12 protein-coding genes are annotated in these 12,146 nt (G+C 68.7%); 4 read left to right on the top strand and 8 right to left on the bottom strand.

Annotated elements, in window-relative coordinates; genetic code table 11:
• Positions 1 to 87: 87 nt before the first annotated feature.
• The 7 genes from cmk to I6B53_RS05665 all read right to left on the bottom strand — a co-directional run bounded on the left by cmk (position 88) and on the right by I6B53_RS05665 (position 6,090).
• Positions 88 to 825: a (d)CMP kinase gene (gene cmk, locus I6B53_RS05695; RefSeq protein ID WP_216765363.1), complete on the bottom strand. Its 738-nt coding sequence runs from the start codon at positions 823 to 825 to the stop codon at positions 88 to 90.
• Between the two features lie 72 nt (positions 826 to 897).
• On the bottom strand, positions 898 to 2,055 hold the full coding sequence (locus tag I6B53_RS05690) for a prephenate dehydrogenase (RefSeq protein ID WP_253953781.1): 1,158 nt from the start codon (positions 2,053 to 2,055) through the stop codon (positions 898 to 900).
• 1 nt (position 2,056) lies between these two features.
• Complete coding sequence (locus I6B53_RS05685) at positions 2,057 to 2,806, bottom strand: pseudouridine synthase (protein WP_216763275.1); 750 nt, start codon at positions 2,804 to 2,806, stop codon at positions 2,057 to 2,059.
• Entirely contained in the window at positions 2,803 to 3,411 is a 609-nt protein-coding gene (scpB, locus tag I6B53_RS05680) for an SMC-Scp complex subunit ScpB (protein WP_216763274.1), read from the bottom strand. The genes I6B53_RS05685 and scpB overlap by 4 nt, the downstream gene beginning before the upstream one ends.
• Positions 3,404 to 4,234: a ScpA family protein gene (locus I6B53_RS05675; RefSeq protein ID WP_253953780.1), complete on the bottom strand. Its 831-nt coding sequence runs from the start codon at positions 4,232 to 4,234 to the stop codon at positions 3,404 to 3,406. Before I6B53_RS05675 ends, scpB begins: the two co-directional genes overlap by 8 nt.
• Entirely contained in the window at positions 4,218 to 5,078 is an 861-nt protein-coding gene (locus I6B53_RS05670; protein ID WP_216763273.1) for a ParA family protein, read from the bottom strand. Before I6B53_RS05670 ends, I6B53_RS05675 begins: the two co-directional genes overlap by 17 nt.
• A gap of 82 nt (positions 5,079 to 5,160) precedes the next feature.
• Entirely contained in the window at positions 5,161 to 6,090 is a 930-nt protein-coding gene (locus I6B53_RS05665) for a site-specific tyrosine recombinase XerD (protein ID WP_216763272.1), read from the bottom strand.
• Positions 6,091 to 6,184: 94 nt separating this feature from the next.
• Between I6B53_RS05665 and tkt the strand changes: the two genes are divergently transcribed.
• From tkt to pgl, 4 genes are all read left to right on the top strand, one after another.
• Positions 6,185 to 8,284, top strand: a complete 2,100-nt coding sequence (tkt, locus tag I6B53_RS05660; RefSeq protein ID WP_216765243.1) for a transketolase — start codon at positions 6,185 to 6,187, stop codon at positions 8,282 to 8,284.
• Between the two features lie 211 nt (positions 8,285 to 8,495).
• Positions 8,496 to 10,022 carry a glucose-6-phosphate dehydrogenase gene (gene zwf, locus I6B53_RS05655; protein WP_367880402.1) on the top strand — a complete coding sequence of 509 codons (1,527 nt, stop codon included), beginning with the start codon at positions 8,496 to 8,498 and terminating at the stop codon, positions 10,020 to 10,022.
• A complete protein-coding gene (locus I6B53_RS05650; protein ID WP_216765241.1) occupies positions 10,019 to 10,969 on the top strand; it encodes a glucose-6-phosphate dehydrogenase assembly protein OpcA in 951 nt (316 codons plus the stop codon). The genes zwf and I6B53_RS05650 overlap by 4 nt, the downstream gene beginning before the upstream one ends.
• Positions 10,966 to 11,718, top strand: a complete 753-nt coding sequence (pgl, locus tag I6B53_RS05645) for a 6-phosphogluconolactonase (protein ID WP_216765240.1) — start codon at positions 10,966 to 10,968, stop codon at positions 11,716 to 11,718. Before I6B53_RS05650 ends, pgl begins: the two co-directional genes overlap by 4 nt.
• 165 nt (positions 11,719 to 11,883) lie before the next feature.
• On the opposite strand, the gene secG is transcribed toward pgl, so the two are convergent.
• Positions 11,884 to 12,132 carry a preprotein translocase subunit SecG gene (gene secG, locus I6B53_RS05640; RefSeq protein ID WP_216765239.1) on the bottom strand — a complete coding sequence of 83 codons (249 nt, stop codon included), beginning with the start codon at positions 12,130 to 12,132 and terminating at the stop codon, positions 11,884 to 11,886.
• Positions 12,133 to 12,146 lie beyond the last annotated feature (14 nt).

Here is a 12,146-nt window from a genome sequence, read left to right as displayed (position 1 = left end):
GCCCGGCCGCCGCCGACCGTGTCGAATTGCCACGGCCCGGCTTGCTGGGGCGGTGGGCAGCGTGGTGGGTGACGAGGGCGGGGTGCCTCAGGCGTCCGTTTCGGCCCGCCGCAGCAGGTCCGCGTCGACCAGGTCGATGACGGCCTGGACGACCTCGTCAATGCCCAGTGTGGAACTGTCGATCACGTGCACGCCGGGGGCTGGTTCGAGGAATTCGGAGACCGTGGAGTCCGCCCGGTCGCGTTCCTCGACCTGGGCACGCACCTGCTCGACGTGTTCGGGGGTGTCGTCTCCGAAAAGCTCCAGGGTGCGTCTGCGCAGGCGCGCTTCGGCGTCCGCCACCAGCAGCACCCGCACATCCGCGTCGGGGCAGACCACGGTGGTGATGTCACGGCCTTCAGCGACCATGCCCGAGCCGGTCGCCCTGGCCTCCATCATGCGTCGACGCTGGTCGCGCGCCATCCAGTGACGCACGTCAAGATTCGTTGACACGTGCGGGATCCCCAAGGCGATGCGCGGCTGGCGGATCTCGCCGGTCACCTCGCGCTGGCCCACCCACACGTGCGCGTCGCGCGGGTGGGAGTCCATGCGCAGGGGAAGTTCGTCGGCCAGGGCGGCCACCGCCCTGCGGTCCTCCAGATCCACTCCCCGGTCCAGGGCGAACCACGTGAGACTGCGGTACATGGCGCCCGTGTCCAGGTATCCGATGCCCAGCTGCTCGGCCACGCGCCGCGAGACCGTCGACTTGCCCGAGCCCGCCGGACCATCGATCGCCACCGTCGTGCCCAAGCGGGAAATGAGCTCCGCCCGCCGCGCGGGGTCCAGTCGCCCAGTCACGTCCACCTCACACCTGTCTTCCCTTGTCGATGCTTCCGCTGCCGATTCACTTCGGGGGAGTCACCTGGTCTGGCCCGCGTGGGTGATGAGTCGCCACCCTCGCTTCTCCAAAGCGTCTTCCGCCTCCGCGTGGCGGCCGGGGTCGACCATGATCCGCGCCAGACCCACATGCTGTCCGGCCGAGTGCTCCAGCACAAGGTCTTCGATGTTCACGCAGATCTCTCCAAGATCCGTGAAGAGTCGCCCGAGGGAACCGGGAGTGTCGGGGATCAGAACCTCAAGCTCCGCGTATCGCCTGGGGGCGCCTCCGTGTTTGCCGGGGATGCGTGCCACTCCCCTGTTGCCGGCCTCCATCACACGGTTCACTGCCCCCACCGACCCCCCGCGCAGGGGTCCGAGTTCCGCCGCACGCTCCAGGTGGTCCAGCAGCTCGGCCAGGTCCGCGGACAGCTCCCGGAGCAGCTGCGCCACGGGTCCTGCGTTCCCGGCCAGGATTGAGGTCCACAGACGCGGATCGGAGGCCGCGATGCGGGTCGTGTCCCGCAACCCTTGCCCGGCAAGGCCCAGGGCTTCGCTCGGCGCCTCGGCCAGACGGGCCGCCAGCAGGGAGGCCACGAGCTGCGGCACGTGGGAGACGAGGGCGACGGAGCGGTCGTGGCTGGAGGCGTCGAGTTCTACCGGGAATGCCCCGACGTCCCCGGCAAGGTTGCGCACGGCCAGCACCGCGGAGGCCGACGATCCCGGGTGTGCGACGATCACCCACGGGCGCCCGTAGAACAGGTCGGCGTCGGCGGCACCTGCGCCGGAGCGTTCTCGGCCGGCCATCGGGTGCGAGCCGACGTAGCGTGAGGCGAAGTCGGGGGCCCTCTCGTGCCTGGCGGCGGACAGAACGTCACCCGCCACGGCTTCCTTGACGGAGGCCACATCCGTGACGACCGCCTCGGGCCAGGTGCGCAGGGCCTCCACCACGCATTGTCCGGCGACATCGGGCGGAGTGGCGACCACGACCAGACGCGGGGCCGCACCCGGGCGATCGGCCAAGGGGACACCGGCACCGATGTCCTGCGCCAGACGCAGCGAGGTCGGAGAGGAGTCCTCCAGCAGGACCTCCACCCCGGCGGCCCTCAGACTTAGTCCCAGCGATGCCCCCAGCAGTCCGGACCCGATGACGAGGACGGGGCCGGCGGTGGCAACGGCTCGGGGCGCCGGTGTCACCACGTCACAGCCCCACGCTGGAATACAGGGCCTTGAGGGCGTTGCCCTTGACGCGGCGGGTGGTGCCCGGTTGCAGTCGGTCCAGGCTGATCGGCCCGAAGTGGGTGCGCACCAGTTCCCGGACCGGGTAGCCGACGTGGTCCATGAGGCGGCGTACCAGTCGGTTGCGGCCCTCGTGGACGACAATCTCCACCGTGGTGATCTCGCCGTAGGTCTCCATCGTGCGGAAGGAGTCGACCTTGACGGGTCCGTCCTCCAACTCGATTCCTTGGAGCAGCCGGCGCCGGACTCCGGGTTTGACCTCTCCGTGGACGCGCGCCACGTAGGTCTTCGGCACTTCGTAGGAGGGGTGGGTCAGTCGGTTGGCCAGTTCCCCGTCATTGGTCACCAGCAGCAGACCCGAGGTGTCCACGTCCAGGCGCCCCACGTGGTACAGGCGCTCCGGATGGTCCATGAGCAGGTCCGCCAGACACGGGCGGCCCTCCGGGTCCGACATGGTCGAGACCACGCCGACAGGCTTGTTGATGGCCAGGACCACGTGCTTCGTCTCGTCCAGGAAGACCCTCTCGCCGTCGACGTGGATGACCTGCCGGTCGGGGTCCACGCGCAGTCCTTGGGAGCGCACGACTTGGCCGTCGACCTGGACACGTCCGTCTTCGATCATTTCCTCCGCGGCCCGCCGCGAGGCGATTCCCGCCTGGGAGAGGACCTTCTGCAGGCGCACGCCGCCCTCGACGTAGGGGTCGTTCCTCACAGTGTCTCCTCCAATTCGTCCAGCTCGTCAGCAGCCGGAAGGTAGGGCGCCAAGGGCGCCAGGTCGTCGAGGGAGTCGAAACCCATACGTTCCAGGAACAGGGCGGTGGTCCCGTACAGGCGCGCACCGGAGGGGCCTTCGCCAACCTCTTCGACCAGTCCTCGTGTGACAAGGGTACGCACCACGGCGTCCACGTTCACCCCACGAATGTGCGAGATTCGTGACCTCGACACCGGCTGCCTGTAGGCGATGACGGCAAGGGTCTCCAGCGCGGCTTGGCTCAGGCGCGCCTGGGCCGAACCCACGACGAAGCGCCCGACGACCTCGGCAAAACGTGGTGAGGAGTAGATGCGCCAGCCTCCGGCCACTTCCCGCAGTTCGAAACCGCGTGGCCTCGTGTGCCCCTGGAAGGAGGCCGGCACGCGGTACTCCTGGGCCAGCAGACGCAGGGCCTCCTCCGCCACCCGGTCGCCGACTCCCAGGGCTTCGGCCAGTTCTCCTGCGGGCACCGGGTGGTCGACGACCATGAGGATCGCCTCCAGTGGCGCCAGCAGTTCCGAGGCGAGGACCTCACTTGACTCCCCTTCGAGTGCTGACTCATCCATTGGCTTCCTCCTCTTCCTCGTCGATGTGGACCCGGACGTCCTCGTCGCCCCCGATCCAGGTGACCGTGAGCCGCCCAAGGGCCTGCTCCTGCGTGAACTCGATGGTGCCGCCACGGTAGAGCTCCAACAGCCCCAGGAAACGAGAGACGATGACGGCGCGGGTGGGAGCGTCCTCGACCAGGTCCGCGAAGCTCGCCCGGCCAAGGCGTCGCAGCATCTCCACGAGGATCCGCACCTGCGGCGCCACCGGCACCACCGGGTCGTGCAGGTGGGTGACCTCGACGGTGGGCGGCCGCTGAGAAAGGGCGTCGGCGCAGGCGCGCGCCAGGTCGTGCGCCGAGCACACCCACACCAGTTCGGGCAGCAGCCGAGCCAGGTGTTCCTCCATCGGAGCATCGCGGGGGATCCATCGGCGGGCGTGGTCCAGGCGCTCGCCGATCCACTGTCCCGCCAACTTGAACGCCCGGTACTGCAGGAGGCGTGAGAAGAGCAGGTCGCGGGCCTCCAGGTCCTCGGCAGAGGCGTCGACGGAGCCCTCGTCACGTGGGAGCAGGCGCGCGGCCTTCATGTCGAGCAGGGTGGCCGCCACGACCAGGAACTCCGTGGTGGCCGACAGGTCGGGGAACTCACGCATGTGGGCGATGAACTCATCCGTGACCTCGGCCAACGCCACTTGGGTGATGTCGAGCTTGCGGCGGGCGATCAGCTGGAGGAGCAGGTCGAAGGGGCCTTCGAAGACCTCCAGGTTCACCTGGAACTGGTCGATGCGGGTCTGGACCCCCGGCGGGTCGAACTCCGCTGCGTGCTCAGGCGACGTCCCCACGGGCGATGACCTCCCGCGCGAGGCGACGGTAGGCCTCGGCCCCCGGGTGCGTGGGCGCGTAGGTGGTGATCGGTTCGGTGGCCACAGTGGCGTCCGGGAACTTCACCGTGCGGGAGATTCGCGTGGAGTACACGAGGTCGCCGAAGGCTTCGTTCAGGCGGTCCAGGACCTCACGCGAGTGAAGGGTACGGGTGTCGACCATGGTCGCCACGATCCCGTCCATCTTCAGGCGCGGGTTGATGCGGTCGCGCACCGTCTCGATGGTCTCCACCAGCAGGGCCACGCCTCGCAGGGCGAAGAACTCGGCGGCCACCGGGACGATGACGCCGTGTGCGGCGGTCAGCGCATTGACGGTGAGCAGACCGAGGGAGGGCTGGCAGTCGACGAGGATCGCGTCGTAGTCGTCCAGCAGTGGACGCAGCACCCGCGACAGTGCCGACTCGCGAGCCACCTCGTTGACCAGTTGCACCTCGGCGGCCGACAGGTCGATGTTGGCCGGAAGGACGTCCAGGCCCTCGAGCGCGGTGGGGCAGATCGCCTCGCGCACGTCCAGGCGCGGCTTCATCAGCAGGTTGTAGATCGTCGTGTCCATGTCCAAGGTGTTGATGCCCAGACCCACGGAGGCGGCACCCTGCGGATCGAAGTCGACGACCAGGACCTTGCGGCCGTACTCGGCCAGTGAGGCTCCCAGATTGATGGTGGAGGTGGTCTTGCCGACACCGCCCTTCTGGTTGCACATGGCAATGACTCGGGCAGGGCCGTGGCCCGCAAGGGGTGCTGGGACGGGGAAGTCCTCGACGACTTCGTCGTCCCCGGTCAGTGTGGGCTGGTCCAGTCTGGTCACGTGCCGATCCTATGCCATGGGGGCACTTCGGCAGGGGTCGGCGACGCCGTGGGGCGCGTATGAACCACCGTTGTGCGGCCGATCAGCCCGTGGCGCGCGGGTGCGAGGTCCTGTGCACCTCCCGCAGTGTCAGGGCCGTGACCCGCGTGTAGATCTGTGTGGTCTGCACCGAGGCGTGTCCGAGAAGCTCCTGGACGTCGCGAACACTGGCCCCTCCCTCCAGCAGGTGTGTGGCGAAGGAGTGACGCAGGGTGTGCGGACTGACCCGCCCTTCCAGGCCCGCGGCCTGGGCGACGGCGGCGACCGACGCCCACGCGGATTGGCGCGACAGCGGGGCGCCCCGGGTGTTGAGGAAGAGCGCGTGGGCGCCGCGCCCTCGTGCGGAAAGAGCGGGCCTGGCCCGCACCAGGTAGGCGCCGATCGCCTCGCGCGCGAAGGAACCGACGGGTACCAGACGCTCCTTGCGGCCCTTGCCGAAGAAACGCACGACGGGAAGCTCCGCATCCAGGTCCACGTCATCGACCGACATGCCCACCGCCTCGGAGACCCGCGCACCGGTGGCGTAGAGCACCTCGAGCAGGGCCGCGTCGCGAAGGCCCACCGGCGAGTCCGTGGCGTGTGCGGCGGCGAGCAGGGCGGCGACCTCGTCCACGCTGAGCGCCTTGGGCAGGTGCTCCCCCGTCTTCGGAGTGCGCACCCCGGAGGTGGGGTCGTTGACGCAGACCCCCTCGCGCACGGCGAATCGGTGCATGGAACGGATGGCGGAGGACGCACGGGCCACCGACGCCGGTGCGGCCGTGCGGCCGGTGAGCTCCCCTGTGGCCAAGCGCCTCAGATGGCCCTCCACGTCGTGGCGGGTGACGAGGGCGATGTCGGCGCGCCCTTGGCGCGCCAAGTCCTGCGCATAGCGGGTGATGTCACGACGGTAGTTCGACACGGTGTGCGCCGACGAACCCTTCTCCACGCGCAGGTGGACCAGCCAGTCGGAGGCGACCTGGTCAATGGTGTGCACGCGGCGATTCTCGCACGGACGCACGTCCCATCAGGCCCGGCACCGCACACGGATAGACTGTGCCCCGGAACTCATCCCGCCCCACCGACGGGGCATGACCGGCATGGAGGCCGACGTGACATTCACCTGGACCGAATTGGACGACCGCGCTGTCGCCACTGCAAAGATCCTCGCCGCCGACGCGGTGGAGAAGGTCGGCAGCGGACACCCCGGCACCGCCATCTCCCTGGCTCCGGCGGCCTACGTCCTCTTCCAGCGCCACCTGCGCATCGATCCGAAGGACCCTCGCTGGCTGGGCCGCGACCGCTTCATCCTCTCCGCCGGCCACTCCTCCCTGACCCAGTACTGCCAGATGTACCTTGCCGGCCAGGGCATCGAGAAGTCCGACCTGCAGGCACTGCGCACCCAGTACGCGAAGACCCCCGCCCACCCGGAGTTCGGCCACACCGCGGGTGTCGAGATCACCACCGGCCCCCTGGGCACGGGCATCGCCTCGGCGGTGGGTTTCGCCATGTCGGCGCGCCGCGCGCACGGCCTCTTCGACCCCGAGACCCCGATGGGTGAGTCCGTCTTCGACCACCACGTGTACGTGATCGCCGGCGACGGGTGCCTGCAAGAAGGCGTCTCGGGCGAGGCCTCCTCGCTCGCGGGCACCCAGAAACTCGGCAACCTCATCCTCCTGTGGGACGACAACCACATCTCCATCGAGGACGACACCGACATCGCCTTCACCGAGGACGTCACCGCCCGCTACGAGGCCTACGGATGGCACGTCCAGCGCGTGAACTGGCTGAGCGCCGACGGCTCCTACCGTGAGGACGTCGAGGCCCTGGACGCCGCCATCGAGGCCGCCAAGGCCGTCACCGACAAGCCCTCTCTGATCGCCCTGCGCACCGTCATCGGCTGGCCAACCCCCGGCAAGCAGAACACCGGCGGCATCCACGGCTCCAAGCTGGGAAGCGAAGCCCTGCGCGGCCTCAAGGAAGCCCTGGGCGCGAACCCGGACGCGATGTTCGACGCCGACGAAGAGGCCGTCGCCCACGCGCGCGCCAATGTGGCGGCTCGTGCCACCCAGGCACGCAAGGACTGGGACGCCCGATTCGACGCGTGGAAGGCCGCCCACCCGCAAAACGCCGCGATGCTCGAGCGCATCTCCGCCGGCCGCCTGCCCGAGGGGTGGGAGGCTGCGCTGCCCACCTTCGAGGCAGGCACCTCCGTGGCCACCCGTTCCGCCTCCGGCAAGGTCATCGCCGCCTTGGCCGAGGTCCTTCCGGAACTGTGGGGTGGCTCGGCCGACCTTGCCGGCTCGAACAACACCCTGATGCCCGGCCAGCCCTCCTTCATCCCGGAAGAGCGCGGCACGAAAGCCTTCCAGGGCACGCCCTTCGGCCGAAACCTGCACTTCGGGGTGCGCGAATTCGCCATGGGTTGCATCCTCAACGGCATCGCCGCCGACGGACTGGCCCGCCCCTACGGAGGCACCTTCTTCGTCTTCTCCGACTTCATGCGCGGCGCAGTGCGCCTGGCGGCCCTCATGGACCTGCCAGTGACCTATGTGTGGACCCACGACTCCATCGGCGTGGGCGAGGACGGCCCCACCCACCAGCCGATCGAGCACTTGGCCGCCTACCGCGCCATCCCGAACTTGGCCGTCGTGCGCCCGGCCGACGCCAACGAGACGGTGGCCGCGTGGAAGGCCGTCCTGGAGCAGTCCCACCCTGCGGCCCTGGTCCTGTCGCGCCAGAACCTGCCGGTACCCGCACGCGGCGAGGGCGCCCTGGCCTGCGCTGACGGCCTGGCCAAGGGCGCATACGTCCTGGCCGATGCCGAAGGAACTCCCGATGTCATCCTCATGGGCTCCGGCTCCGAGGTCCAGTACGCGCTGGAGGCCAAGGACCTGCTGGCCGCCGAGGGCGTGAAGGCGCGCGTCGTGTCCGTGCCCTGCATGGAGTGGTTCGACGCCCAGGACGCCGACTACAAGGAGTCCGTCCTGCCGGTTGCCGTAAAGGCGCGCGTCTCGGTCGAAGCAGGCATTGCCCTGTCCTGGCGTTCCCTGGTGGGCGACGCCGGACGCAGCATCTCCCTTGAGCACTACGGCGAGTCGGCTTCGGGCGACAAGCTCTTCGCCGACTACGGTTTCGACGCCGCACACGTGGTGGCCGCCGCCAAGGAGTCCATCGCCGCCGCGAAGTGACATTGGCCTCTGTGCCCGATCGGCTGGGCCCCGTCCTCCCTCCGCGAGGCCGGGGCCCAGCCCTTTTGTCCACCCGCCTCCCGACCGGATCTCAAACTCCACGCAAGCGCGCACGCAGCGGACGCGAGGTGGACTCGCGCGGCGGACCCCTCGACCCCGTCATAGCATTCCTCGGGGGATGTGGCAGCCCCATCGACGCGAAAGGACCCCCGTGACAGACCAAAGGGTGACACTGCACGACCCGGACGACCGCCGACTTCCGCGGATCGCTCCGGCCTGTTCCTTGGTGCTCTTCGGCATCACGGGAGACCTTGCACGCAAGAAACTGGTGCCCGCGATCTACGACCTCGCCAATCGTGGACTGCTCAACCCTGCCTTCTCGCTGGTGGGCTTCGCACGCCGCGACTGGTCGGCACAGGACTTCGACGACTTCGTGCGCTCCAGCGTGGAGAAGTACGCTCGCACAGGATTCAACGAACGCACGTGGAAGCAGCTCTCCGCAGGTCTGCGCTTCGTTTCGGGCACCTTCGACGACCCCGGGGCCTACAAGGCTCTGGCCGCCACCGTCGAGGAGCTGGACCACTCGCGTGGAACCGGCGGCAATCACGCCTTCTATCTGTCGATCCCTCCCTCGTGGTTCCCCGTCGTGTGCGAACGTTTGGCTGAGACGGGCCTCAATCGCCGTCAGGGCGGGGCCTGGCGACGCATCATCATCGAAAAGCCCTTCGGTTCGGACCTGGAGTCGGCCCGCGAACTCTCCGAGGTGGTGGGCCGCGTCTTCGACGAGGAGAACGTCTTCCGCATCGACCACTACCTGGGCAAGGAAACCGTCCAGAACGTCCTGGCAATGCGCTTTGCGAACACGATGTTCGAACCCCTGTGGAATGCGAACTACGTCGACCACGTCCAGATCACCATGTCGGAGTCCATCGGTATCGGTACACGCGCCGGCTACTACGACGGCATCGGCGCCGCCAGGGACGTCATCCAGAACCACCTGCTGCAACTGCTGGCTCTGACCGCCATGGAAGAACCCCTGGACCTGAGCCCCGCTTCCCTACGGGCCGAGAAGGAGAAGGTCCTCAAGGCGCTGCGCCTGCCCGATGACCTGGATGCCACCACCGCCCGCGGACAGTACGAGGGCGGCTGGCAGGGTGGAGAACGGGTACGTGCCTTCCATGACGAGGACGGCATCCCCGCAGATTCCCACACCGAGACCTTCGCGGCCATCACCGTGCACGTGGACACCCGCCGCTGGGCGGGAGTGCCCTTCCACCTGCGCACCGGCAAGCGCCTGGGAAAGCGGGTGACGGAGATAGCCGTGGTCTTCAAACGCGCCGCCCACGTCCCCTTCGAGAACACGGAGTTGGGTGAGACAGGTCAAAACGTGCTGGTCGTGCGTGTCCAGCCCGATGAAGGCATGACCTTGAAGGTGGGGGCCAAGGTTCCGGGCACCGAGATGCAGGTGCGTGACGTGACCATGGACTTCTCCTACGGTCATGCCTTCACCGAGGACTCCCCGGAGGCCTACGAACGTCTGATCCTCGACGCGCTGACCGGTTCCGCTCCCCTGTTCCCCCACCAGCGTGAAGTGGAGTTGTCCTGGGCGATCCTCGACCCTGTGCTGCGCCACTGGGAACGTTCGAGCCCTCCCGAGCCCTATCGCCCGGGTTCGTGGGGGCCCGAGAGCGCCCACCGAATGCTTGCCGCCGAGGGACGCACCTGGAGGATCCCGTGATCATCACCTTGAAGGACACGACCACCATCGAGGTGGCCTCCCGCCTGGACCGCCTGCGTGACGAGGCCGGGTCTGGCGCCCGCGGGCGAGTCCTGACCCTGCTGGTCGTCGTGCGCGAGGCGATCGACGTCGACCGCGCCATTGAGATCTCGGAGGCGGCCTCACGCGAGCACCCGTGCCGTGTCATTGTCGTCGTCGAGGGCGAGGACGCGGGCAGCGCGCGCCTGAACGCCCAGATCAGGGTGGGCGGCTCAGCCGGGCCCTCCGAGGTCGTCGTCCTGGAGCCCCGGGGGGAGGCCGGGCGCGACCTCGACACACTGGTCATGCCTCTGCTCCTGTCGGACACTCCGGTGGTCACCTATTGGCCCAATGAGGCACCCGACAATCCCGGCCAACACCCCCTGGGGCGCTTGGCCGTTCGGCGCATCACCGACTCCCGGGCCACCGACTGCCCGGTGTCCACCCTGCGCGACCTGTCCTTGGTCCACACGCCGGGTGACACCGACCTGGCGTGGTCGGGAGTCACCTTGTGGCGGGCCCTGCTGGCCACGATCGTCTCGGGCCTGCCTTCGCATCCCGTGGGCGTGCACGTCACCGGCAACGCCACGCACCCGTCCTCGTACCTGGTGGCGCTGTGGCTGCGGCGCCAGCTGCAAGTTCCCGTCACCCATGAGGTCGACCCGGAGGCCCTGACCATCACCGGCGTGCACTTCACCCTGGAGGATTCCTCCACCACCTCCCTCACCCGCAGTGCGTCCAGCACCGTCGCCCATCTGGACCGGACCGGCCTGGTCGTCTCCGACGTCAACCTGCCGCGCCGCTCCGTCCAGGACTGTCTCATGGAGGAGCTGCGCCGCCTGGACCCGGATGTCTTCTACGGGCGACTCATCTCCGAAGACCTTGCGGCCTTCGCACCTGTGACCCACCAACTGCGCGAACTCGCATGACACGCCCCGACCTGCGAGTACACGCCGATCCGAGGGCCTTGGCCAGCGCTCTGGCGCAGGAAGCGGTGCAGGTCCTCGCCGCCCTCGTCGATGAACGACGGGACACGCCCCATCCGGTGGAGGTGGCCGTCGCAGGGGGCTTCGTCGCCACCACCGTCCTGCCCCACCTGCTGTCCCACGTCGACCTGGTGGACTGGACGCGCGTGAGGATCTGGTGGGTGGACGAACGTTTCGTGCCCGCCGGGTCCCCGGAGCGCAATGACGAGGAGGCCGGGCGCTGTGCCCTGGACGCCTTGCCCGGACTGGCGACCGCACCGATGCCCACCGATCGCGGGCAGAAGCTCGAGGCCGCGCGCAAGGACTTCCTGGCGCTGTGGCAACGCGAGATGGTGGGACGCCGCCTGGACCTCACCGTCCTCGGCATGGGGCCGGACGGTCATGTCGCGTCATTGTTCCCCGGACATCCATGGACCCGCATGGGCGCCTCCGCCCCCGAGGTCTTGGCGGTCGAGGACTCCCCCAAGCCGCCTCGGCAGCGCCTCACCCTGTCGATGCCCGTTCTTCTGGGCTCACGTCACCTCTGGCTTGCGGCCGCCGGGGCTGCGAAGGCTCCGGTGCTCGCCCGGGCCCTTTCGGGCGCCGCACCGCAAGACCTGCCTGTGGCCGCATTGTGGAGTGACGAGGCACCCTGGCATGCGCTGCGAACCACCCGGTGCACCGTGTGGACGGATGCCGAAGCGCTCGCCTGACACCCTTTTCGAATCCGGCAGACCAATTCGGGATCGTCGTGGCCGCAGCCCACGCCGCCTGCCACAAGGCGACCCGGGCCAGACGCCGGACCCCGCCCTGGTCGATTGACGAAGACGGGGTCGGAGGCGGCCCCATCGGCGGGACCGGCAATGCTCAGGTGCGGCTCAGAATCCGACGAACTTGACCACCAGTCCGAAGCCGATGACCGAGACGACCCACACGACCATGACACCCATGGTGATGCGGTTGAGGTTGCGTTCGGCGACGCCGGAGGAACCGGCTGCCGACGAAATGCCGCCGCCGAACATGTCGGACAGGCCGCCGCCGCGCCCCTTGTGCATGAGGATGGTGAGAACGAGGAGCAGGCTGGAAAGGGCGATGAGCACCATCAGCACGATCTTCAAGATGGCCACTGGGCAGGTCCATT

Origin of the sequence: Schaalia sp. 19OD2882 (assembly GCF_018986735.1) — a bacterium.
Lineage (GTDB): Bacteria > Actinomycetota > Actinomycetes > Actinomycetales > Actinomycetaceae > Pauljensenia.
This window is presented reverse-complemented; position numbering and strand designations above follow the sequence as displayed.